This window comes from Roseateles subflavus, from assembly GCF_030285365.1.
Classification (GTDB): domain Bacteria; phylum Pseudomonadota; class Gammaproteobacteria; order Burkholderiales; family Burkholderiaceae_C; genus Roseateles_B; species Roseateles_B subflavus.
On sequence record NZ_JASVDS010000003.1, the window covers coordinates 488,071 to 509,859 of the forward strand.

At 69.7% G+C, this 21,789-nt stretch carries 20 protein-coding genes; 12 read left to right on the top strand and 8 right to left on the bottom strand.

Annotation, left to right across the window (positions count from 1 at the left end; translation table 11 throughout):
* Nucleotides 1-6 precede the first annotated feature (6 nt).
* Genes QRD43_RS13185 through QRD43_RS13205 form a run of 5 tightly spaced genes read right to left on the bottom strand, consistent with a single transcriptional unit; the run spans nt 7 to nt 5,513 of the window.
* The gene (locus QRD43_RS13185) at nt 7-969 is read right to left on the bottom strand and encodes a glycoside hydrolase family protein (RefSeq protein WP_285982931.1); all 963 of its coding nucleotides are present in this window, start codon (nt 967-969) and stop codon (nt 7-9) included.
* A 6-nt stretch (nt 970-975) separates the two neighbouring features.
* The gene (locus QRD43_RS13190; RefSeq protein ID WP_285982932.1) at nt 976-1,695 is read right to left on the bottom strand and encodes a class I SAM-dependent methyltransferase; all 720 of its coding nucleotides are present in this window, start codon (nt 1,693-1,695) and stop codon (nt 976-978) included.
* A 50-nt stretch (nt 1,696-1,745) separates the two neighbouring features.
* Nucleotides 1,746-2,444: a WbqC family protein gene (locus tag QRD43_RS13195; RefSeq protein WP_285982933.1), complete on the bottom strand. Its 699-nt coding sequence runs from the start codon at nt 2,442-2,444 to the stop codon at nt 1,746-1,748.
* Nucleotides 2,445-2,460: 16 nt separating this feature from the next.
* Complete coding sequence (locus tag QRD43_RS13200; protein WP_285982934.1) at nt 2,461-3,570, bottom strand: DegT/DnrJ/EryC1/StrS family aminotransferase; 1,110 nt, start codon at nt 3,568-3,570, stop codon at nt 2,461-2,463.
* Between the two features lie 50 nt (nt 3,571-3,620).
* Nucleotides 3,621-5,513 carry a hypothetical protein gene (locus tag QRD43_RS13205; RefSeq protein WP_285982935.1) on the bottom strand — a complete coding sequence of 631 codons (1,893 nt, stop codon included), beginning with the start codon at nt 5,511-5,513 and terminating at the stop codon, nt 3,621-3,623.
* 513 nt (nt 5,514-6,026) lie between these two features.
* Here QRD43_RS13205 and QRD43_RS13210 point away from each other — a divergent pair.
* From QRD43_RS13210 to QRD43_RS13265, 12 genes are all read left to right on the top strand, one after another.
* Nucleotides 6,027-7,424: a hypothetical protein gene (locus tag QRD43_RS13210; protein ID WP_285982936.1), complete on the top strand. Its 1,398-nt coding sequence runs from the start codon at nt 6,027-6,029 to the stop codon at nt 7,422-7,424.
* A gap of 537 nt (nt 7,425-7,961) precedes the next feature.
* Complete coding sequence (gene gspG, locus QRD43_RS13215; RefSeq protein WP_285982937.1) at nt 7,962-8,423, top strand: type II secretion system major pseudopilin GspG; 462 nt, start codon at nt 7,962-7,964, stop codon at nt 8,421-8,423.
* Between the two features lie 12 nt (nt 8,424-8,435).
* A complete protein-coding gene (locus QRD43_RS13220; RefSeq protein WP_285982938.1) occupies nt 8,436-8,825 on the top strand; it encodes a prepilin-type N-terminal cleavage/methylation domain-containing protein in 390 nt (129 codons plus the stop codon).
* 10 nt (nt 8,826-8,835) lie between these two features.
* Complete coding sequence (locus QRD43_RS13225) at nt 8,836-9,285, top strand: type II secretion system protein (RefSeq protein ID WP_285982939.1); 450 nt, start codon at nt 8,836-8,838, stop codon at nt 9,283-9,285.
* Entirely contained in the window at nt 9,285-9,941 is a 657-nt protein-coding gene (locus QRD43_RS13230; RefSeq protein WP_285982940.1) for a type II secretion system protein, read from the top strand. The genes QRD43_RS13225 and QRD43_RS13230 overlap by 1 nt, the downstream gene beginning before the upstream one ends.
* Nucleotides 9,938-10,912 (top strand): type II secretion system minor pseudopilin, encoded by a 975-nt coding sequence (locus tag QRD43_RS13235; RefSeq protein WP_285982941.1) that lies wholly within the window; start codon nt 9,938-9,940, stop codon nt 10,910-10,912. The genes QRD43_RS13230 and QRD43_RS13235 overlap by 4 nt, the downstream gene beginning before the upstream one ends.
* Nucleotides 10,869-12,269 carry a hypothetical protein gene (locus tag QRD43_RS13240; RefSeq protein ID WP_285982942.1) on the top strand — a complete coding sequence of 467 codons (1,401 nt, stop codon included), beginning with the start codon at nt 10,869-10,871 and terminating at the stop codon, nt 12,267-12,269. Before QRD43_RS13235 ends, QRD43_RS13240 begins: the two co-directional genes overlap by 44 nt.
* On the top strand, nt 12,266-12,880 hold the full coding sequence (locus QRD43_RS13245; protein ID WP_285982943.1) for a hypothetical protein: 615 nt from the start codon (nt 12,266-12,268) through the stop codon (nt 12,878-12,880). Before QRD43_RS13240 ends, QRD43_RS13245 begins: the two co-directional genes overlap by 4 nt.
* Nucleotides 12,877-13,320 carry a hypothetical protein gene (locus QRD43_RS13250; RefSeq protein ID WP_285982944.1) on the top strand — a complete coding sequence of 148 codons (444 nt, stop codon included), beginning with the start codon at nt 12,877-12,879 and terminating at the stop codon, nt 13,318-13,320. The genes QRD43_RS13245 and QRD43_RS13250 overlap by 4 nt, the downstream gene beginning before the upstream one ends.
* Nucleotides 13,313-15,484, top strand: a complete 2,172-nt coding sequence (locus QRD43_RS13255; protein ID WP_285982945.1) for a secretin GspD/PilQ domain-containing protein — start codon at nt 13,313-13,315, stop codon at nt 15,482-15,484. The genes QRD43_RS13250 and QRD43_RS13255 overlap by 8 nt, the downstream gene beginning before the upstream one ends.
* 2 nt (nt 15,485-15,486) lie before the next feature.
* Complete coding sequence (locus QRD43_RS13260; protein WP_285982946.1) at nt 15,487-17,214, top strand: GspE/PulE family protein; 1,728 nt, start codon at nt 15,487-15,489, stop codon at nt 17,212-17,214.
* On the top strand, nt 17,214-18,410 hold the full coding sequence (locus QRD43_RS13265) for a type II secretion system F family protein (protein WP_285982947.1): 1,197 nt from the start codon (nt 17,214-17,216) through the stop codon (nt 18,408-18,410). Before QRD43_RS13260 ends, QRD43_RS13265 begins: the two co-directional genes overlap by 1 nt.
* A gap of 29 nt (nt 18,411-18,439) precedes the next feature.
* On the opposite strand, the gene QRD43_RS13270 is transcribed toward QRD43_RS13265, so the two are convergent.
* Genes QRD43_RS13270 through QRD43_RS13280 form a run of 3 tightly spaced genes read right to left on the bottom strand, consistent with a single transcriptional unit; the run spans nt 18,440 to nt 21,784 of the window.
* Nucleotides 18,440-19,513, bottom strand: a complete 1,074-nt coding sequence (locus QRD43_RS13270; protein WP_285982948.1) for a sulfotransferase family protein — start codon at nt 19,511-19,513, stop codon at nt 18,440-18,442.
* A gap of 37 nt (nt 19,514-19,550) precedes the next feature.
* The gene (locus QRD43_RS13275; protein ID WP_285982949.1) at nt 19,551-21,527 is read right to left on the bottom strand and encodes a sulfatase; all 1,977 of its coding nucleotides are present in this window, start codon (nt 21,525-21,527) and stop codon (nt 19,551-19,553) included.
* Nucleotides 21,524-21,784, bottom strand: coding sequence for a hypothetical protein (locus QRD43_RS13280; RefSeq protein WP_285982950.1), 261 nt, complete (start codon nt 21,782-21,784; stop codon nt 21,524-21,526). Before QRD43_RS13280 ends, QRD43_RS13275 begins: the two co-directional genes overlap by 4 nt.
* Nucleotides 21,785-21,789 lie beyond the last annotated feature (5 nt).

Genomic DNA, 21,789 nt, shown 5'->3' on the forward strand with positions numbered 1-21,789 from the left:
GTGAGTTCATGGGCTTGGGCTGCGCGCGGTGGCCAGGCCGAATCCGTGCCGCCCGAACTGGTTGCCGATGTAGAGCATGTGGAGTTGGCCGTCCAGCTCGAAGACATGCGGATAACCGGCAGACTCGCTGTCCCAGCCTTCCTCGGAGAAATTCAAGCCGGCCATCGAGTCGTCGCGGTGCCAGTGCACCAGGTCCTCGGACCAGGCATAGCCGATGCGGTAGCCGCGCGCGTTGTCCCGGAAGTTCACGCTGTGCTTGAAGCAGAAGAACATGTGATAGCGGCCGCCCCACTCGATGACGTCGGGGCTGGCCTGGCACTCGTCGGCCTCGAGCACATCGGGCAGCAGGTCCCGGTGGTCCCGCTGCCACGCCAGCCCGTCGTCCGACACCGCATGCCGGATCTTGTAGACGGCCTCGACGCGCCCGTCGATGCGGTGCCACTTGGTGCCGGCGACGTACCAGAGATGCCACTGGCCGTTGAAGTGCCGGATCTTGGGCCCGCTGATGACGAAGGGCTCGTGGACGTCGCTGGTGATCAGGGGGCCGGGGCCCAGGCGCTCGAAGGTGACGCCGCCATCCAGGCTCTGCGCGATGCCGACGGACACCGTGAAGGGAATGGACTCGCAGCGCGTCCAGCCGCCGTAGTAGGCGTACAGGCGGTCCTCCCGGGCGATGACGGAGACCGGGTAGACGCCGAACTCGTCAAAGGTGCCGCGGGTGCCCAGCGGCAGGATGGGCTCGTCGGCGAGGCGGACGATCTTGCGCAGGTCGTGGCGATCGAGGTCGACGAAGGCCGTGTGGCTGACGTAGCTCCCCTGGGGGTCCGGCGCCGGGCGGCAGGAGAAGTAGACCCGCACCACGTCCGGGAGAATCAGTGTGGCGGGCGCCTGCGCGAACTCATGCAGCCACCAGCGACCCGGGTAGTCACGCGGGTCGAAGATCTTTCCATGCTTGATCCACTCGAACATGGGCGCTCAGTAGTATTTCTTGGTGGCAATGGCGAGCAGGCTGGCGCAGTACTGCGGCGTGTCCTCGCCCAGCTGATGGAAGGCTCGCACGGCGGCATCGCCCAGCTCGATCATCTGCCGCTCGGACAGCGGCTTGAGATACAGGCCCTTCATCTCCAGCACCTTCAGGCCGGCCTGCTCGCAGTGGTCGCGCATCATGTCGACGGTGTACAGGCGGCGGTGGCCCACCTCGATGTCCTTCGGGGCCATCTGCTCGTAGGTGGGCAGCAGGCCCATCTGGAAACCCGCACGGCGGTTCAGCGACATGCAGTTCGGGGCGGTGATGAAGATGAGGCCTTCATCGCGCAGCAGGCGGCTCAGCTGGACCAGCGAGGCCACCGGATCCTCGACGTGCTCGATGACGTTCAGGAACAGGATGCGGTCATAGCGCTTCTCGGTCTGGAAGTCCTCCAGCAGCGCGTTGTGCACGGGAAGGCCGGGGAGACGGCGGTGCAGCAGCTCGATGTTCTTGGTCGAGGGCTCCACCACCTCCATCGTCGGGAAGATCGGCAGCAGCCGTTCGGTGGAATAGCCGTCGCCACAGCCGACTTCCAGTGCGCTGGCATTGGGCTTCGCGTACCGGGCAATGATCTCCATCTCGCGCTCGATCATGAGGCGATCCATGTAGTCCCCCTTTTCGTAGAAGGCATTGATGGACTCGAGGTGGGCGATCTCTTTCTTGTTCATGGTCATGGCGAGTGCGGGTGTCGTTGACGATGCGCTGGCGGCGAGGTGCATTAGTGGAACACAAAGCCCCGGTTCAGCATGTCCTGGATCGTCGGGAGGTCATTGAAGGCGAGGACGTCAATGATCGAGAGCGCGGGCACGTGAGGGTGCGGGCCTTGCGGGTAGGTCGGCAGCGTGGACTTGAGAAACTTCAGCTCGATGCCCTGCGCGGCGAACGCCGCGGGCTCGTACAGCTCGACTCCGCCGGTGGGATTGATGTAGGTCGTGGCGCCGAGGGCCTTGCAGATGGCGAGGACGCGCTCCTGGCCGCGCAGTTCGTGGTCCGCATCGACGGACGATGACACCCGCAGCTCGCAGGACAGTGCCAGCCGCGAGTGGACCTGGCGCAGCGAGTGCAGGAGGTAGTCGAACAGCCGGTTCTCGTCGAAGAGGACCAGCTCCTCCAGCCAGGCCTTGAGGGCGGGAAACTGGGGCGCGAGCCGGTAGGCCTCCGTCAGCTGCGCCAGCAGCTTGCGCCGGTTGAAGTCCTGGGCGAGGTGGCGATCCCGGATGTCCAGCGCGTCCGAGCCGGCGGCCAGCGGAAGGGAGAAGGTCACCGGCTCGCCGTTGCGGAGCAGGCGGTTGCGGTTGATCCAGCCCTTCTTCGTGTACTTGATGTTGTCGTACACGACGAAGCAGTCCACCTGTCCCATCAGCTGGAAGTAGCCGATGTAGGGCAGGAAGTAGGGCTGCATGATGGCGACTCTCATGGGCGTGCGGCGCTCCTCAGTCGGCCAGCATGATGGCCACGATGCGGTCGATCACGGCAGGATCGAGGTCGGGGTAGATGGGCAGGCACAGGACCTGGTCCGCGGCGGCCGTGGCCACCGGGAGGTGGTCCCGGTGCGCCGAGGGCAGGCCGCGGTACATCGGGAAGCTCGACACCAGCGGATAGAAGTAGCGCCGCGGATGGATGCCGTGGGCCTTCAGCTTGTCGTAGACCGCATCGCGGCTGCAGCGGTGCTCGGGGCGCACGAGGATCGGGAAGTAGGAGAAGTTCGTCTGCGCGTCCGGATCGTGCGCCAGGCAGTGGATGCCGGGCACGGCGGCGAGCTTCTCGCGGTAGAGCTGGTCGAGCTGCCGGCGCTTGGCAATGGCGGCGTCCACATGCTCCAGCTGCAGCAGGCCCAGCGCGGCGTTGAACTCGCTCATCTTGCCGTTGATGCCCGGGGCGATGACGACGGTCTCGTCCACGAAGCCGAAGTTCTTCAGGTGGTCGATGCGCTTCTTGGTCTTGGCGTCCGGGCAGATGATGGCGCCGCCCTCGAAGGTGTTGAACACCTTGGTGGCGTGGAAGCTGAGCACGGAGAGGTCGCCGTGGTTGAGCACGCTCTGGCCGTGGTGGCGCACGCCGAAGGCATGGGCGGCGTCGTAGATGACGCGCAGGTTGTAGGTGTCGGCGATGCGCTGGATCTCCGCCACATTGCAGGGCCGGCCGTAGCAGTGGATCGGCATGATGGCCGTGGTCTGCGGCGTGATGGCGGCCTCGATCTGCGCGGGGTCCAGGTTCAGGCTGTCGGGCTCCACATCGACGAACACCGGCTTGATGCCGTTCCACAGCAGCGAATGCGCCGTCGCGACGAAGGTGTAGGGCGTGGTGATGACCTCGCCCGTCACCCGCAGCGCCTGCAGCGCCGACACCAGCGCGATGGTCGCGTTGGTGAACAGCGAGATGTAGGGCACGCCGAGGTACTCGCACAGGGCCGCTTCCAGCCGCTGGTGGAAGGGGCCGCAGTTCGTGAGCGTCTTGCTGTCCCAGACTTGCTTGAGGAGCGGAAGGAACTCTTCCAGCGGCGGCAGGAAGGGCTGGGTGACGTAGATCGGCTTGTTGCTCATGGCAGGGGACTCGGGCGGTGCGGTGGGCGGTCGGTCGGTCGCGGAGGAGATCAGGACGGGATCGGCTCGCCGATCTTCAGGAGGTGGGCGCTGCTGCGCTGCAGGGCCTCGTGGTTCTCGTACATCCACCAGACGGCGTCGCCGAACTCGGTCTTGTCTTCTTCGCGGGGCAGGGCGAAGACGCGCCCGGAGACGTCCGTGGCGCGCAGCTGCTCGGCGAGGCCTTCGCGGGTGCTGTCCTCGTCGATCAGGCGCATCGCCACCTGGAAGTAGTCCTCGTCGGTGGTGCTGACCAGCCAGTCCGGCATGCCCACCATGCGCAGGACGTCGCGGTCGCCGATGCTCAGCACTTCGTTGGCCACATAGGCCACCGTGGGGATGCCCAGCAGGCAGGTGTCCACGGTGCTGTTGGTGTTGCCGAAGGGGAAGGCGGCCAGCGCGAGGTCGCACTGGGCCAGGTGTTCGAGGAACTGGCCGTAGGGGCGCGGCGGATGCAGCGTCATGTGGCGGAAGCGCGGGACCAGCAGTGCCTCGACCTGGTCGTAGGAAATGCCGCTGGCACTGGCGAAGAAGTGGAAGTGCAGCGGGCGGCGGCTCTCGCGCTCCAGGCGCTCGCACAGCGCGAGGAAGCGGGGAGAGAGCTTCATCTGCGAGCTGTTGATGGCGATGTGCACCTTGCCGTCGTCCGCGTGGCCGCGCACGATCTTGCTGACGTCCAGCTCTTCATGGGGCGTGAAGGTGCCGGCCGCCGTGCGCTCCAGGACCTTCATGCCGAACTCGTGGGCGGCCTCGCCATGGCCGGCCTGCACCAGGCTGTAGTCGATGGTGTCCATCATCGCGGGCGCCGGATGGCCCAGCGTCATGAACTGGATGGGCGCGAAGCGCTGGGCCGCCATCACGGGCGTCCACTCCGACATGCCGAGGCTCGGGTAATAGATGACGTCCGGCTGCAGGCGCACGAGTTGCGCCGCCATCGCGGACAGGGCGGTGATGCCCCGCAGCACGACGACCTCATCGAACAGGACCGAGGTGTCCTCCGTGTAGTAGTCCTCGTGCACCAGGCAGATGACCTTGAAGCGAGCGCGCAGCTGCTCGATGCTGGAGGCGTAGCTGCGATGCATGGCGTGACCGCAGCGCATGCGCTCCGCGACGACGACGAGCACCGGCTTGTCGGTCTTGCGATAGGCCCGGCTGCGGCTGCGCACGCCGTTCACCTCGCCGATGCGCCGCCAGATCGTGTTCAGCGAGGCCTTCAGGGCATGCTTGTCGGGGCTGTCGGCATAGCTGCAGTGCATCCAGGCCGACGACAGTCCGAGCAGCGCCGTTGAGTTGGGGGACATCGTGGCCTGGCGCAGGCGCTCGTGGGCAGCGAACAGGAGGCGCCGGTTGGCCTCGCCAGTGGCGGAGTGCACGAACGGCGACGTCAGCCAGCCCATGGTCAGCATCAGCTGCCAGTCCGGCGGCAGCTGGACGACCGCGTGGGTCAGCTCCGGCGGCAGCTGGTCCAGTGAATAGAAGAGCGACAGGAAGAAGGCCTGCTGCCCCGTCATGGTCAGCGAGCCGTCGGGCGCCGTCTTGGCATGGAAGCGCATCAGATGGGCCGGGCCTGCGAAGCCGCTCAGCTCGAAGATGGCCTCGAGCGTGGCCTTGCGACCGCACAGGGCTGCGAACTGGGACTCGGTCAGCAGGAAGTGCGGCGAGTTGACCAGGCAGGTGACGGCCGCCGCGATGCGCGTATAGAAGCCGCGGCGGGCCTCCGGCGTCGGGCGCGGGCTCAGGACACCGATGCGGCCCCGGATGGCGGCGAGGAAATCAATGAGCTGGACCAGCAGCTCGGCGCCCTGAGACCATTGCTGCGTATAGGCCGCTCGCTCCAATTGTGAGACGAGCACCAGTCCGTTGGTCTGGGCGGGAGGGGCGTCCGGTACAGGCTGCGAAGACATGGCTGACGATGGATGTTCGGCTGGAGGTGAGGCCGCGACGGGAAGCCCGGCCGCGGCGAAGGATGGGAGTGTGCCAGACTGAAGGGGGCCAAGTTCCCCCTCCGATCAAGCGCCGGGGACTCGTCTGGCGGAGCATCGGGGGCGCCGACTTTCGTGGTTCAGGGTAAGTCCGCACCTGCCGGCGCGAGGCCGCATGCCTATTAGGAGCCTCGTTGTTTTTGAGCGTCAGGTTGGACGAAAAGTGTACGGAGCGCTTGCCGTGGTCTCCGAATTGGCGCAAGGCCTCTGCTATGCTGAGCGCAACCTATCGAGTCTTGTCGCAATGACGACCAGCGCGGACAAGGTGGGGGACGCGATCACCAGCATCGTGGGGGAAGCTTGAGGTTTGGCAACTGATCCGGGCTTTCACTTCGTTGACGCACCCTTGTGTTTCGGCATAATGGCGCGGCGCTGATCTGCGCTAGTTCGCGAATCTAAGTTCGTGTTGCAATATTCTTCGGAGAAATGATCAATATGAAAAGCTTCACCATCAAGGCGCTGGCTGTTGCTGCTGCTTCGGTGTGCGGGTCGGCTGCTATCGCTGGTACCGCTTCCGTGCCCGCTGGCGTGACCACTTACGCCGTTGAGGCCCTGACCAGCACCACCGCTGTCACCCTGCCCGTCCTGTCGTACAAGATGGGCGTGGCTCGTACGAGCGCCCAAGACTTCACCGTGGTGATCAAGCCCGTTGGCACCAGCACCTTTGATGGCACCGTCTGCAACAGCGCCAAGCCCGCTACCGTGGCTGCCAACGCTGTCAACGACATCACCGTCAGCCTGAAGCGTGCTTCTTCGAGCGAGTGCGCTTATGAAGTGGACATCACCAACGCTGCTGGTTCGGACACCAACCTGACCCTGAACTTCACCGGCCTGAAGCTGGCGTCGCACGGTCTGGCTGCTGGTGGTGCCGAGAAGGTCACCGTCGGTCTGTGGGACCTGGGCGAAACCGCTCGCATCGACAACAGCGCTGACCTGACCGTCACCGTTGCCAACTCGGCTCAAGCCGTGAGCATCCTGGCTGGCACCGACACCGGCACCACCGCTGACGTGGACAACACCAACGGCCCGCTGTTCGGCTTCTTCGCTCAGAACAACGACACCGCCACCACCGCCAAGGCTGCCTTCGTGGTGTCGAACAACCCGAACGGCTACAAGATCGCTGACGGTTCCACCCCCTACGATCTGGCCAACGTCAACCACGCCACCAAGGTGTCGGTGACGATCTCCGGTGACTTCGACGGCGCTACGCTGACCAACGGTGCCGTGACCGGCGTGTCCGTGGCTCCCCTGACGGGCACCCCGACCGTGACCATGACCGGCACGACCGCTGCCAAGTTCGACCTGCTGCCTGCCAACTTCAACGCTGGCGTGGCTAACCAAGTCGTGAACGTGACCTTCGTGGCTTCGGGCACCAAGTCCCTGGGCACCGCTCGTTCCTTCGGCGTGTCCGCCCTGGTGGACAGCGTGGTCGGCGCTGACGAAACCGTCGCCAACACGAACTTCTGGACGTGGGATGCCAACGCAATCGAACTGCGTGCCGCATTCTTCAACAACGACATGAGCGGTGGCAACTTCACCCGCTTCTTCTTCCAGAACGTGGGCGCAGACGCTGGCTACAGCGCTACCTGCCAGTCCGACGCTACTGCGAACGTCGTGTCCTACGGCACCGCCAAGACCGGCACCCTGCGCGCTGGCCAAACCGCCATCAACGCTGCTGACGTCTGCACCTTCTCGGGTGGCAAGCGTGGTTCGATCACCTTCGTGGTGAACGCACCTGCCAAGAACGTGAAGGGCGTGTACCAGCAAGCCGTGAACGGTCTGGCCGCTGGCTACCTGCCGCTGGAGCGTCCGTACGCTGGCAAGACCTACTAATCTCAGGTCTTCAGACTTACGTCTGGCAAAAGGGCACCTTCGGGTGCCCTTTTTTTGTTTGGCGGGTGCTACGGATGTATCCAGCTGAACAGCGTCGGGGGCTGGTTTCATCCGTGCCGGCCGGGGCTGCTGGGATTCATGCGGGCCCGTGAGGGCCTCGGCGCATGAGGGGTGCGCGGCAGGATGCCAGGGCTGCGCTGCTGATCTGGCGGACGCCCGGGCTGATCCCGTCGACACCCGCCGGGAGGCTTGCGGTGAGAAGGCGGAGCTGCGTCGGCAGTGACGCACCGGGCCGCTTGCAGGTGCTCGCGTGGATGCCCGCGCAGGTGCCCCGCAGGTGGCCCCGCAGCGCGACCCAGGCGTCAGGCGGTGGCCGGCCTTCTGGCTGACATCCTGCGTGACGTCGTGGGGGGGCGTCATGGGTGACGTCATCCGTGGTGCCATGGTGGTTGCTGACGGGCCGGTCTCGGCGCATGCCTTCCGAGGGTATGCGATGCCGATGTCATAATGCGCCCGTTTCCGGACCCTGAGCGCCCTATGCAAACCTCCGTCGCTACCTCTGCCCCCCGTCGATCCACGCGCGGCTTCACGCTGCTTGAAATGCTGGTGGTGCTGGTGATCGTCGGCATGCTGCTGGGGCTCGTGGGCCCGCGGGTCTACAAGATGCTGGACCGTGGCAGCGCCACGACCGCCAATGCCCAGATCCGCCTCCTGCGTGGCCAGGTGGAGAATCTCCGCATGGACATCGGCCGCTACCCGACGGCGGAAGAGGGCCTGGGCACCCTTCTGAAGGCGCCGGCCGATCCGGCCACGGCGGCCCGCTGGCGCGGTCCCTACCTGGACGATGTGAGTCTGCCTCTGGACCCCTGGGGCACGCCCTATCAGTACAGCGTCCCCGGACGCGATGGCCAGCCCTATGCGCTCTACTCCTTCGGCGCCGACCGCAAGGCCGGTGGCACCGGCGACGATGCGGACCTGGGGCTGCTGCCGCCGCAATAAGCGATTGCTTCCATGAGCCGGTCACGGCGCGGCTTCACGCTGCTCGAAGTGCTGGTGGTGCTGGCCCTCCTGGGCCTGGCGGCAGGCGTGGCCGCGCCGCGGGCCATGCAGGCGATGGCAGGCGCCCAGGAGCGCGGGTGGCGTAACGACGTGATGGCGCGCATCGAGTCCCTCCCGGCGCGCGCCTTTCTTTCCGGGCAGCCCATCAGCATGACGGCCGAGGCCCTGCTTCGCGAACTGCCGCCGCCCCGTGACGGCATCACCCTCGAGCTGCGTCAGCCGCTGCGCTACACGGCGCTCGGGCTGGCCGTGGGCGGGGAGCTGCGCCTGGCCTTCGATGCCCGCCCTGCCGAGCGCTGGCGTGTGGAGCCGGCGACGGGCCGCATCACGGTGACTCCCTGAGCGGCCGCCCATGAGACGAGTCCCGTCCCTGCCGGCGCGTGGTGCGCGAGGCTTCAGCCTGCTGGAAGCCATCGTGGCGCTGACCATTCTCGGCACCAGCACCGTGGCGTTGATGGCATGGCTGCAGCAGAGTCGCGACACCCTCCTGCGCGTGGAGCGCGCGCGCGACGAAGCACAGCTGCAACTGGACGCCCAGGCCTGGTTGCTGACCCTGAATCCCTCCCTCCGCCGCGAAGGCGAGGTGGACCTCGGCGGCCTGCAGCTGCGCTGGACCAGCGAGCTCGTCGGTCCCGAGCGGGACGAGAACGACTATGGCGGCAACCTCCAGCCGCTGTGGCGGCTCGGGCTCTACCGCATCCACGCACAGGCCCGCCGGGGTGAGGTGACGGCCAGCTGGGTGCAGACGCAGGCGGGCTGGCGGCAGCGCGACCAGGTCGGCCTGTCATCGGGAGGGCCGTGATGGCTGCGCGGCATCTTCAGGCGCGTCGACACCACCCTCCGCGTGCGTCCCGGGGGCTCACCCTCCTGGAGCTGATGGTGACGCTCATGATCGTCTCGATGGCGGTGGGCCTGCTCGGGCAGCTGATGCACCAGATGAGCCAGGTGGAGCGTCGCCTGGAGGAGGAGGGCGCTTCGCCTTCCGTGCACTGGGCCTCCCGGCTGGCGCTGCGCGGGATGGTCGAGTCCGCGCTGCCCGAGTTTGTCAGCCGCCCCAATTTCTTCACCGGCGATGCCCGCCAGGTCCGCCTGGCCAGTGCGGAAGCGCTGGAGTTGCCGGGCAGTGCCCAGGGGCGGCTGCAGCTGCGCTTCGAGGGCTCGAGTCTGCCGGGGGGTGAGCAGCGCCTGGTTCTTGAACTGGAGGGAGCGGGCGGCATCGATGCACCGGCACCGCGCCCGACCGTGCTGCTGAGCTGGCGAGGGGAACCGGGCCGCATCGACTACCTGGACGAGCAGGGCCGCTGGCAGGTCCAGTGGCCCTACGACCTCGAGGTGCTGCGGCGGCCGCCGCGCGTGATGCGCCTGCACCTGCCGGCGTCGCAAGGGGGGGATCTCTGGCTGAGCATCGCCACCACCCAGGGGCCTCGGCCGAGCCTGGCCGACTGGATGCTGCAATGAAGCGCCGCGCGTCTCAGCAAGGCTATGTGCTGCTGCTCGTGATGGGCATGCTGGCGGTGGCGTCCTTCGTGGCCCTGCGCTTCGCCGAGCGCATGGACCTGCGGCGCCAGGAGGCGCTGGGGCTGCGCCAGTACGTGGAGGCGCGGACGCTGGCCCAGGGCGCGCAGGCCACGGCGCTGTTCTGGATGTCCACGCATGCGCTCGCCCCCGCTGGCCATGGGCGGGATGGGGAGGGGCTCCTGCGGGAGGACGGCACCTGGTACGCGATGCCGGACGGCGCACTGCTGCAGGTGCAGGACCATCGGGGGCTGCTGTCAGTGAATGCGCTGAACCGGCCCGCCATGACGCAGCTGCTGCGGGGCACCGGGATGAGCCTGCAGCAGGCAGACGCGGCGCTGGATGTGCTGGAAGACTATGTGGACGTCGACAACCTGAAGCGCCTCAACGGTGCCGAGGCCGACGACTACCGGCGCCTCGGGCTGCCGCCGCCGCGCAACGACTGGCTGATGAGCCTCGGAGAGCTCGGCAACCTGCCGCACTGGGGCGGCGAGCCGGCCCGCCTGCAGACCCTGCGAGAGCTGTTGCACACCGACGTCGACAACCAGTTCAACCCGAACACCGCGCCCATGGCGGTCCTGCGGGCGCGCTTCCCGCAGGCAGACGAGGCGCAGCTCGCCCGGCTGGAGGGACTGCGGCGCCAGCAGGGGCTGCCCAACGGCCGCATGGCGATGGCCGCGATCGGCCTGCCACTGGACCAGGACGACTACATCTACGCGCCTGGATTCAGCTCCCGCCTCCGGGTCTGGGCACCCGGTCTGCCCAGAGCCCTTGAGTACAATGTCCGGCTTGTTCCGGCCGGGGCCGCGCCCTGGATGATCCTCGATCAGCAGACCGTTTCTGCCCCCCTTCACACACCTGATGAGCGCCGTGCCATCCCGAACTTTCCTGCCTCGCTGGCGCAGCGCCCCTGAGGGGAACGTCCCCGTCGTGCTGGCACTGGAGGGCCTTCGCGGGCTGCCTCAGCGCCGGGTCGGGCGGCTGGCCGTCGTCATCGCCCGCAGCCGGTGCCGCCTGCGCTGGTTCCGGCTGTCCACCCTGCCGGCGCACGAACGCCTGGCTGCCCTGCGCATGCAGGCCATGGCCTGGCAGCCCTTCGAGGACAGTGGCTGCGCACTGGCGCTGTTGGGCGACCAGGGCCTGGCCGTCTGCTGGGACCGCCGTGCGGCCCGGCAGGCGCTGGACGAGGCGGGGCTGGACGAGAACCGCGTGCAGTGGCAGCCGGAGCCCCTTTTCACGACGCCCGGCGAGGACGGCGTCCGCCTGCTCGAAGGTGCCGACGGTGTCGAGGCGCAGCATTGGCAATCGGGGCAGCTGCGCAGCAGCCAGTGGTGGGCGACGCCCCCCGATGCCCGGGCCTGGTCTCACTTCCTGCATGCCGCTTCGCTGAGCGGCGTCGATCTCCCCACGCCGGTGAAGGCGCCCCTGCGCGCGCGCCCCTGGACGCCCGTGGTGGATCCGCTGGGCAGCACGGGCAATCGCCAGACCGAGCGCCGTGTGGTGCTCGCCTGCAGCATGGCCCTGGCCCTGTGCTTCGGGCTGGCCGGGCGACAGTGGTTCGGCCTGCACATGGCCGATCGCCAGCTGGACGAACGATTCGCCGGGCTCAGCCAGCGTGCCGAGCAGCAGGCGCAGTCCCGCCGCGAGGCGCTGGACGTGGCACAGCAGCTGCGGCTCTACGACCGGTGGCTGGCCAGCCCGCTGCCCGTCGAGGTGGCGGAGCACCTGCGCGACACCCTGGCGGGCACCGGCGCCGTGGTGAAGACGCTCGACCTGCACGAACAGCAGCTGCGCGTGGGCCTGCAGGCTGGCCCGTCGGTGCAGCGGGCCACGCTGATCCGCGCCCTCAGTGCGGGCGCCTGGTTCCGCGATGTCACCGAGGCCCGCGCCGACGACGGCGCCGGCCTCGTGGTGCTGGACATCCGCCTCGACGGCCGACGCGCGCCCGCGGCGGCCAGCTTCGCCGACGCCGCCGGCACGCCAGGCACGGCCGGTGTGCCGACGGCGGCACCGACCGCCGCGGCCACGGTGCCACCGCCGGCTGCCTTCCCGGCGAACGCACAACCGGCAGGCACCGGCAATCCCTTCGCGACGCCGGCCCCGGCGGCCGCTCCCGGGCAGGCAGGCGCGCCGCTGGCGGCCGCGCCGCGGCCTGCGGCGGTTGCGCCGGCCGCGCCGTCCAAGCCCGCGCCGGGCCCGAAGCAGCCGCCGGCCACGGTGCCTGACTTCCCGCCGGCCTCCGTCTTTGACGCCATCCCCACGCAGAAATGAGCGCGCTCTCTTCCTCCTTGCTCACCCAGTGGGCACAAGCTCGCGCGGAATGGGAATCGTCCGCCCGTCTGCGGATCGGCCTGTGGTCCATGCTGGGCATCGCCCTGCTGTGGCTGCTGCTCGTCCTGCTGGATGCCGGCGATGCCAGCGCCCAGCGCATCCTCACCCGCGAGGCCGAGCTGCAGCGCCTCACCAAGGCTGCCAAGGGCGACCTGTGGGGCCAGCGTCTGGCGCAGGGCAAGGAGCAGCTGGCGGCCCTCGAGAGCATGGTCTGGTCCGAGCCGGAGCTGGGCCTCAGCGAGGCCGCCTTCCAGGACTGGCTGCGGGAGGTGAGCACCCGCCTGGGTCTCAAGACCCGCGAGCTGCAGGTCTCGCGCGTCGAGCCGGCCAAGCTGGATCAGAAGGACCCGCTGCCGCCGGGGACCACCCTGTTGCGCGCCCGCCTGGTGGTGGACCTGCAGCGCGCCGCCCTGTTCAGCTTCCTGGCTGAAGTGGCGCGCAACGAGCGCAGCATCGTCGTCGAGCGTCTCATCATCCGCGGGCAGTCGCAGCCGGCGGTCGCCGAGATCGAACTGCGCGCGCTGGCGCGCCGCCCGGGAGTCAAGCCTTGAAGCTGCAACAACTGACGCCCTGGCTGCTCATCCTCGGGGCGGGTGCCGTGGGCGCCCTCCTGTCGCCCGGCTACCAGCCGGAACAGGCCCTCGTGGGCGGACGCCAGGATGTCTGGGAGCTGCCCGACCTGCCGCGCCACCCCGATGCCGTCGGGCAGGCGCTGGCCGTGAGCACCGCGCCGATCTTCGACCCCGAGAAGCCCGTGAATGCCGTGGCCACGCCCGTGGAAGACCCGGGCTGGCGCATCGCCGCCTTCTTCCGGCGCGGCAAGGCCAGCACGGTGCTCATCCAGTTCAACGCGCCGGGCAAAGCCGCAGTGCAGCTGAAGGTGGGCGACAAGCTGCCCAATGGCGAACGCATCGCCGCCATCGAGGACAGCGAAGTGCTGGTCCGCAAGGGCAAGCAGACAACGAGATATGGAGTGGAACGCCGTGAATGAACGCCCGATCAACTGGCCCCTGGGCTGGAGCACCGCTGCCGGCCTAGCGGCAGCAGCGTGGCTTGGCGGCTGTGCGCCGATCAACCCGGTCCTGCCGTCGACCATGCAGGCGGACACCTCCGTGAAGTCCCAGGCTGCGCAGCAGTCCGGCGAGTCGCGCAGCCCGGGCCTCAGCGTGAGCGAGGCCCCGCGTCCGCCGGAGACGGCCGCCAGCGCGGTCGCCGGCCCGGTGGTGGAGACGCCGCGCTTGCATGACCCGGTGCTGGCCGCGGCCAACATCCAGCAGCTGCCGCTGCCGACCTTTGTGCAGCTGATCTATTCGGAGGTGCTGAAGAAGTCGATCACGGTGCATCCCGCCGTGCTGCAGCGCCAGGACCTGGTCACGTTCCGCACGGGCGAGGGCCAGACGGCCTCGCAGATCGAGCAGGCGGTGCGCGTGCTGCTCAAGAACTACGGCCTGTCGGTGCTGGACGTCGGCGGCCTGGTGCGCGTGGTGCCGGACAACGCCTCGCTGGGCGACCTCCCGGTGATCCAGTACGGTGCCGCCACGCCCGACGTCCCGCAGCCGCTGCGCCCGGTCTTCCATCTGGTGACGCTCCAGGCCGTGCGCCAGGTGGACGTCATCAGCTGGCTGCGCACCATGTTCGGCGACCGGGTCACGGTGTCCGATGACGCCGGCCGCAACGCCGTGCTCATCAAGGGCAATCCGGACAACGTCAAGGCCGCCCTGGAGGCGGTCGCCGCGCTGGACCAGCCGGCCATGAAGGGGCGGGCCAGCCTGGCGCTGAACCCCTCCTACTGGTCGGCCGAGGAGCTGGCACGGCGCCTCTCCGACGTGCTGGGAGCCGAGGGCTACGCCGTCCATCCGGTCGGCACGGCCGTGACGCCCGGCGCCGTGCGCTATCCCATCATCCTGCTGCCCATCTCCGCGCTGAACGTCGTCTATGTCTTCGGCAATTCCGACGCCGTGACGGCCCACGTGGCCGAATGGGCACGCACGCTGGACCGCCCGAACGAACGGGGCATCGGCAAGTCCTTCTTCACCTATGCGGTGAAGCACAAGGACGCCGAGCTGCTGGCCCAGACGGTCGACCGCATCCTGTCGGGCGGCAACCGCCCGGTCAGCGCCGGCGCGGCCGCCCCGGCCACCGGCGCCTCGACCGCGTCGTCGGGCGACAGCAGCCGCCTGAGCTCGGTCGTGGTCGACAAGTCGACCAATGTGCTGATCTTCCAGGCACGGCCGGAGGAATACGGCCAGATCTCCTCCCTGCTGCAGACGCTGGACCGCCCCACCAAGGCCGCCCTGATCGAGGTGACGGTGGCGGAGCTCTCGACCGATGACTCCAAGGACCTGGGCTTCGACTGGCTGTCCCAGTCCATCAGCATCGGTGGCGGGGCCAAGGCCGTGCTGAGCAACAACTCGTCCGCGGTGACGCCGGGCGGGGGCCTGGGGGGCGGTGGCAACCTGCGGATCTTCAACGGCGCCGGCGCCATGCGCCTGGCCGTGACGGCGCTGGCCTCCACCAACCGCGCGACCATCCTGTCGAGCCCGCGCCTGATGGCCCGCAACGGCGAGACGGCCACCATCCAGGTGGGCCAGGACGTGCCCATCCTCACCTCCCAGCAGACGACGGCCGTCGGCGGCACCACGGCGCCCGGCCTGCTCCAGACCGTCCAGTACCGCAACACGGGCGTGATCCTCAAGATCAAGCCGGTCATCCATTCCGGCGATCAGGTGGACCTCGACGTCACCCAGGAAGTCAGCGAGCTGGGCACGACGGACGTCGGCATCACGACCTCCCCGACCTTCAAGACCCGCAAGATCGACACCAAGCTCACGCTGCGCAACGGCTCCACGGTGCTGCTGGGCGGGCTGATCTCCGAGAACGGCTCGCAGACCTCGAGCGGCATTCCCTTCCTCAAGGACGTGCCGGTGCTGGGCAGCCTCTTCGGCAAGCAGGGCCGCAAGGGGGATCGGCGCGAGCTGATCGTCCTCATCACGCCCTACATCGCCAACGACGCGCACGACGCCGAGCTCATCACGGACGCCTTCCGCAAGTCGCTCGGCAACTGGGCGACGCAGACCAAGCCGCTGGCCCCACTGCCGCCGGGCGAGGCGAGCCCGGTGGTCCTGCCGGCCTCGGCTCCGACCTCCGGGAAGTGACGATGGACCAGGATTCCCGTCAGCCGCCGCCGTTTCAGCAGCGCCTGGGCGAGCTGCTCCTGCAGGCCGAGGCGCTGCGCGAGCCGGAACTGCAGGCGGCGCTGGCCTTCCAGGCGGCCCATGGCGGCCGGCTGGGCGCCGTGCTGCTGCGCATGGGCGCCCTGACGTCCGACAGCCTCATGCCCGTGCTGGCCGCCCAGCTGGGCCTGCCCTGGCTGCGCGGGGCCTCGCTGGCCGAGTCCCTGCTGCGGGCGGGGCTGGCGGAGCTCGGGCCCCAGGGCATGCGCCTGCTGGGCGCCGGCCTGCTGGCGTGGCGGGATGCCGATGGCGCCTGGCAGCTGGCCAGTGCCGATCCCCTGCGGGCGGACCTGGCCGAGGAGGTGGCGCAGACCGCCGCCCTGGCCGACGCGACCTGGCACCTGATGTCCGACGGCGAGTTCGAGCAGTGGGCCCAGCGCCTGCGCATGAACGCACTGAGTCTGCACGCCCAGGACGAGCGCACGCTGCGGGAGCTGGCGGAGGACGCGCCGGTCATCGCCTTCGTGAACAACCTGGTCGCCCAGGCGGTGGAGGCCCGCGCCTCGGACATCCACCTGGAGCCCGGCGAGCGCGAGTTCGAGGTGCGCCTGCGCATCGACGGCGTCCTGCACCGTCGCCAGCAAGTGGACATGGCACGCTATCCGGCCGTGGTGTCCCGCATCAAGCTGGTCGGCGGGCTGGACATCGCCGAACGGCGCCTGCCGCAGGACGGCCGCATCTCGACCCGCGCGGCGGGCGTGGAGATCGACATCCGTGTCTCCACCATCCCGGCGGTGCATGGCGAGTCCGTCGTCATGCGCCTGCTGCCCAAGCAGGTGGCGGACCTCTCGCTGGAGCGGCTGGGCCTGCGTCCCACGCAGCTGCAGCTCTTCCGCCGCTGGCTGAACATCCCGAACGGGCTGGTGCTGGTCACCGGTCCGACCGGCTCCGGCAAGAGCACCACGCTGTATTCCGCGCTGGCCGCCACCAATGACTTCACGCGCAAGATCGTGACGGTCGAGGACCCGGTCGAGTTCCGCCTGCCGCACGTGATCCAGGTGCAGGCGCAGCCCGAGATCGGCTACACCTTCGCCCGCGCCCTGCGCGCCTTCCTGCGCCACGACCCGGACGTGATCATGGTCGGCGAGATCCGTGACCGCGAGACGGCAGAGATCGCCATCCAGTCCGCGCTCACCGGCCACCTGGTGCTCGCGACGCTGCACACCAACGACGCACCGTCGGCCATCACCCGGCTGATCGACATGGGCGTCGAGCCCTTCCTCGTCGGGGCCGCACTGCGCGCGGTCATGGCGCAGCGCCTGGTGCGCCGCCTGTGCGCCCAGTGTGCGCAGGACGCCGAACGCCCGGCCCTGCTGAGCGACGCCGACTGGGCCCATGCCCAGGCGGACGCCGCGGCCGATGCCGCGCTCGCGGGCGCTGGCAGCCCGTCGGCGCGCTGGCGCCGGCCCATGGGTTGCCCCGCCTGCGGCCACACCGGCTTCTCCGGGCGCATCGGGCTGTACGAGATGATGGACGTCGGTCCGGCCATGCAGCACGGCATTGCGCAGGGCCTGGGCGTCGGCGAGCTGGAACGCATGGCCAACGAGGCCGGGCGCCGCAGCCTGGCCCAGGAGGGCGCACTCAAGGTCCTGCAGGGTCTCAGCACCATGGATGAGGTCTACCGGGCGACCGGCACAGGAGCGGCTCCCTGATGCGATTCGACTACCGGGCCCGCGATGCCGAGGGACGCGAGACGCGCGGCCGGCTGGAGGCCGCGAGCGAGGCCGCGGCCGTGCGGGCGCTGTCGGACCAGGGGCTCACGGTCGTGCAGCTCCAGGCGGAAGCCGGCGCCAAGGCCGCGCCGCGCCGCCGTGGCGCCATCACCCGGGCCGACCAGATCATGCTGCTCCAGGAGCTGGCGACGCTGCTCAAGGCCGGGGTGTCGCTTGGCGACACGCTGCCGAGCCTGACGGAGGCCTACGCCCAGCATCCGCTGGGCCCTGCGCTGGCCGACATGCATGCCCAGGTGCGGGCCGGCGGGCGGCTGTCGGCGGCGCTGGAACTGCCGGCGCTGAAGCTGCCGGGCTACGTCCATGCCCTGACGCAGGCCGGCGAGGCCAGCGGCCAGCTGGCCCGGGCGCTGTCGGACGCCGCGACCCAGATGGAGCTGGACCGCAAGTCGGGCGAGGCGCTGCGCAGCGCCCTGATCTACCCCAGCCTGCTGGTGTTCGTGGGCATCGTGGCCGTGTTCTACATCTTCATCGGCGTGGTGCCCAAGTTCGCGCCCATGCTGCGCAATGCGCGCGCCGAGGTGCCCGACATCTCGCGCTGGCTGATCTCCTCGGGCGTCTTCGTCAAGGCCAACCTCGGCGTCGTGCTGGGGGTGGGCGGGGCGCTGCTCGTGCTGCTGGCCGTGCTCCTGGCGCAGGCGCCGGTGCGCCACTGGCTCTTCCAGCGGATCTCGCGCTGGCCGGGCATCGGCCCGTGGCTGTACCAGATGGAGATCGGCCGCTGGGCGACGGTCCTCGGGACCCTGCTGGACAACCGCGTGGCCATCGTGCCCGCCATGCACCTGGCCGTCGGGGCGCTGCGCCTGGATGCGATGCGGGCCGGCCTGGAGCGGGCGGCGCGCTCGCTGCAGCAGGGCGAATCGCTCGCGCAGGCGCTGTCGGCGCAGACCTGGTTCCCGCCGACGCGCATCAACCTCGTGCGGGTCGGCGAGCGCTCGGGCGAGCTGCCCCGCATGCTGATGGCGCTCGGCGAGGCGCAGACCGAGAGCGCGCGCACGACGCAGGCCCGCCTGCTGTCCCTCATCGAACCGGCGGCCATTCTCATCATCGGCGGCCTCATCGGCTTCATCATGACGGCCGTGATGATGACCATCACCAGCCTGAACGCTTCGATCTGAGCCCGCGGCCCGTGCCGCGGCCGGGGTCGTCAGGGCGGCGAGGCGTGTCGCCGGGCGGCGGCGTCGAGGGCCTCGGCTTGTGCCGCCGCCAGCGCGTCGATGGCCGCCCGTGCCGCCACCGGCAGCTCGCCGGCGTAGCGCTCGATGCGCCCGGCCCCGGTACGGGTGAGCGCCTGGGCCAGGGCCGCGTCGTCGACGGGCTGCCCCGGCGCCAGCCGTTCGAGCTGTTGTCGGAGCGCGCCGCGCGGGTCCTGTTGCAGGTCTTCCTGGGCGCACAGGCTCCAGTTCACCGTGGGCTGCCGCACGAGCCAGCGCAGCTGGCCGGCGCACTGCTGCAGGGCCCGGGCGAGGAAGTCGTCCAGCGCCGCGTCCGGCAGGGCGGTCTGGCCGTCCAGGCGATGCGTCTGGATCATCTGCCGCCACATCTTGCGGTTGGAGTGGAACACCGCGGTCGGGTCGCGGAGCATCCAGACGATGGGCGCCCCGGGCCAGCGGCGCAGCAGCGACTGCAGCCGGAAGGTGTGGTTCGGCGACTTCAGCAGCATGGGCCGCGTCGCACCCTCCTGCGCCAGGCGGCACAGGGCGAGGAAGGTCTCCAGGGAGGCCAGCCAGCGGTCCTCGGCGAGCCAGTGGGCGCCGTCCAGCGTGTGGGCCAGTTCACCCAGGCGTTCGGGCTGCAGGAAGGCCCGATAGGCCGAATCGACGCCCATGGACAGCAGGGCGAACTCATCTTCCTGCGGGGACCGCGGGCCCACCTGCAGGCCATCCATCGGCCGCGCGATGGCCACGTTGCGGGGCGGCGCTCCGAGCAGGGCGAAGCTGCAGGCGCTCATGCACTGCCAGGTCTCCGGCGTGGGCAGGCCGGTGGCGGCCGCCAGCAGCTCGTGCATCACGGTGGTGCCGCTGCGCCAGGCGCCGAGGATCAGCCATGGTGCGGGCTCCGGCGGACGCTCGGCCGGCAGCCGGCCCTGGCTCAGGCGCAGGTTCCAGGTGTTCCAGTGGCTGTTCCAGCGCAGGCCGGCGCGGGTCGACAGCGGCAGGCGCGACCAGGCGGCGGGCGGCTGCTGCAGCCAGGTGAGCAGGGGCTGACTGATGGGAAGCATGGGCGTGGAGTCTGCGAAAGCCGCCGGGGCGGCGGGGTCAGCGGGGGAAGAGGCGCTGGCGCGCGGCGTCCGCCTCGCTGAGCTGCGCCTCCAGCAGCTGGCGCAGGCGGTGGCTGTCCTGCGGCCGCTCGGCGCTGAGGTCGCGCCGCTCGCCGGCATCGAGGGCGAGGTCGAACAGCTGCTGGGCGCCGGTGGCGCGGTCGAGGACGAGCTTGAGCGTGCCGTCGATCACCGCGTACCGCCCCCGCTGCAGCGGCGCGAAGCGGCTCTGGCGCTCCATCGCCATGGCGTAGACCGGGCGGGCGGGCAGCGGAGCGCCTTCCAGCGCCGGGCGCAGGCTGCGGCCGTCCGTCCGGGGCAGAGGTGGGGCGCCGCCGAAGTCGGTGATCGTGGGGGCGACGTCCGCCAGGCTCACGGGCGTGTCCACCTGGCGGCCGAGGCGCTGGCCGGGCAGCTTGACGATCAGCGGGACGCGCAGCACGTCGTCGGTGAGGATGTCGCCGGCGTGGCCCAGGTAGCCGTGCTCAAACGATTCGCCATGGTCCGACGTCACGATCACCAGGGCGTCGTCGAGGCGGCCCGCCTCCTGCAGCTGGGCGAGGAAGCGGCCGAGCGCCTCGTCCGCTCCCATGATGCTTTCCTGGTAGCGCAGGCGGTGCTTCTGCACGAGCGCCTGCTGGCCGCCGGAGAACGCGGTCATGCCCAGCTGCTGGGACCAGCGCGAGAGGTCCTCGCCCGGCAGTAGCTTGCCGCGGGTGCTGGCCGGCGGCAGGAAGGGGTCGTGCGGCGGCAGCGTGTGGATCCAGGCGAAGGCCGCCTCCCGCGCACGGATGGCCGCGAGCGCCGGCTCGTAGGTGAGCTCCGGCGGGTAGGGGTGCGTGCTGCCGTGCAGGTAGACGTCCAGCGTGTCCAGGAAGGGCACGAGGCTGGACAGCCAGAACGGCAGCGTGCTGTCGGGGAATCGGGTCAGCAGGATGCGAGGCTGGCTGCCGAGCGAGGTGGTCGGGGAGATGCGCTGGTCGTCGTAGCCGGTGTCCGTGCCGTGGTGGCGCGGGCTGGCAAGGATGTTGGCGCTGAAGGAGATCGTGCGGTAGCCGGCGTCCCGCAGCCGGTGCGCCAGCGACGGATCCTGCAGCGGCCGGGCTGCCTTCGCGACGATCTGCACACCCCAGTGGTGCCAGGGCAGGGCGCCGGTCTCCAGGGTGATCGTGCTGGGCGTCGTGAAGTTGGACGTGCTGTAGGCCCGCGAGAAGCAGGTCGCCTGCGTGGCGAAGCGGCGCAGCTCCGGCATCAGCGTGGGGCCGGTCCCGCAGACCCGGGCGTCGCCTTCGGCCAGGGTGTCGATGGTGATGAGGAAGATGTCCCTGACGGGCGGGGGCGCCGAGGGAGGGAGGGTGTCCTTCACCGGGCGTGTATCCGCGGTCGCTGTCGTGGCCAGCAGGCGAGGCGGCTGCCAGGCAACGGTCACCACAGCCACCGCGAGCAGCGCCAGTGCGAGCGACCGCAGCGACTGCATCAGCTGCAGCGCCACGCGGGCCATGCGGCCCGCCTTGCCTTGCCACAGCAGCCCGCCCAGCACGACCACGAGGGCGAAGGTGGCGGCCATTCGCCCATGCGGACTGAGGCTGATGTCCGTGCCGGTGCTGAGTTTCAGCCAAGCCCAGCCCGTGCCGCCCAGCTGCCACAGGCACACCCACAGGCAGGGGACAAGCACCGTGGCCCAGGCGGCGACGTCGGCGGTGGCGCTGCGCACTCCGGCGAGACGCATGACAAGACCCAGGCCCACGCCCACCAGAGCCAGTGCGAGGCACACCGCACCGATGAGTACGGCTGCCAGCGCCAAGTCGGCACCGAGCTCGGCCGGCGTGCGGAAGGCAACATAGGCGTCGATCTGCCGCAACAGTGCGAAGGGCAGCCAGAGCACCATCAGCGCGCTCTGGGCATGCCCGAAGAGCCGCCAGAGCGACGGCCGGGGCAGGTCATCACCCCGTTCGAAGGGAGCGCCGCGCCTCATTGAGGATCTTGCGGGTTCTTGCGGCGCAGCAGACGCTTGACGGCGTCGACGAGCCAGCGTCGCGCCACCATCCAGGCGCCCACGACAGCCGCGATCACCGGCGCCAGCAGCTGGAACAGCATGCCGCCAGCGTTCGGGTCGATATAGGCGAAGGCACCCGGGCTCGCAAGAAGGCAGGCCAGCCCGACGAGCAGGGATCGGCAGACGGAGGGCGGCACCTTGGGCATGGGCAGTCGGGTCAGATGAAAGTCGGCCATTTTAG

Excerpts from the sequence above, each read along its gene's own strand:
- QRD43_RS13210 (WP_285982936.1), top strand. The coding sequence starts at position 6,027 with ATGAAAAGCTTCACCATCAAGGCGCTGGCTGTTGCTGCTGCTTCGGTG.
- QRD43_RS13190 (WP_285982932.1), bottom strand. The coding sequence starts at position 1,695 with ATGAACAAGAAAGAGATCGCCCACCTCGAGTCCATCAATGCCTTCTAC.
- QRD43_RS13200 (WP_285982934.1), bottom strand. The coding sequence starts at position 3,570 with ATGAGCAACAAGCCGATCTACGTCACCCAGCCCTTCCTGCCGCCGCTG.
- QRD43_RS13230 (WP_285982940.1), top strand. The coding sequence starts at position 9,285 with ATGGCTGCGCGGCATCTTCAGGCGCGTCGACACCACCCTCCGCGTGCG.
- QRD43_RS13265 (WP_285982947.1), top strand. The coding sequence starts at position 17,214 with ATGCGATTCGACTACCGGGCCCGCGATGCCGAGGGACGCGAGACGCGC.
- QRD43_RS13275 (WP_285982949.1), bottom strand. The coding sequence starts at position 21,527 with ATGAGGCGCGGCGCTCCCTTCGAACGGGGTGATGACCTGCCCCGGCCG.
- QRD43_RS13235 (WP_285982941.1), top strand. The coding sequence starts at position 9,938 with ATGAAGCGCCGCGCGTCTCAGCAAGGCTATGTGCTGCTGCTCGTGATG.
- QRD43_RS13280 (WP_285982950.1), bottom strand. The coding sequence starts at position 21,784 with ATGGCCGACTTTCATCTGACCCGACTGCCCATGCCCAAGGTGCCGCCC.
- QRD43_RS13185 (WP_285982931.1), bottom strand. The coding sequence starts at position 969 with ATGTTCGAGTGGATCAAGCATGGAAAGATCTTCGACCCGCGTGACTAC.
- QRD43_RS13270 (WP_285982948.1), bottom strand. The coding sequence starts at position 19,513 with ATGCTTCCCATCAGTCAGCCCCTGCTCACCTGGCTGCAGCAGCCGCCC.
- QRD43_RS13195 (WP_285982933.1), bottom strand. The coding sequence starts at position 2,444 with ATGAGAGTCGCCATCATGCAGCCCTACTTCCTGCCCTACATCGGCTAC.
- gspG (WP_285982937.1), top strand. The coding sequence starts at position 7,962 with ATGCAAACCTCCGTCGCTACCTCTGCCCCCCGTCGATCCACGCGCGGC.
- QRD43_RS13260 (WP_285982946.1), top strand. The coding sequence starts at position 15,487 with ATGGACCAGGATTCCCGTCAGCCGCCGCCGTTTCAGCAGCGCCTGGGC.
- QRD43_RS13245 (WP_285982943.1), top strand. The coding sequence starts at position 12,266 with ATGAGCGCGCTCTCTTCCTCCTTGCTCACCCAGTGGGCACAAGCTCGC.
- QRD43_RS13225 (WP_285982939.1), top strand. The coding sequence starts at position 8,836 with ATGAGACGAGTCCCGTCCCTGCCGGCGCGTGGTGCGCGAGGCTTCAGC.
- QRD43_RS13205 (WP_285982935.1), bottom strand. The coding sequence starts at position 5,513 with ATGTCTTCGCAGCCTGTACCGGACGCCCCTCCCGCCCAGACCAACGGA.
- QRD43_RS13220 (WP_285982938.1), top strand. The coding sequence starts at position 8,436 with ATGAGCCGGTCACGGCGCGGCTTCACGCTGCTCGAAGTGCTGGTGGTG.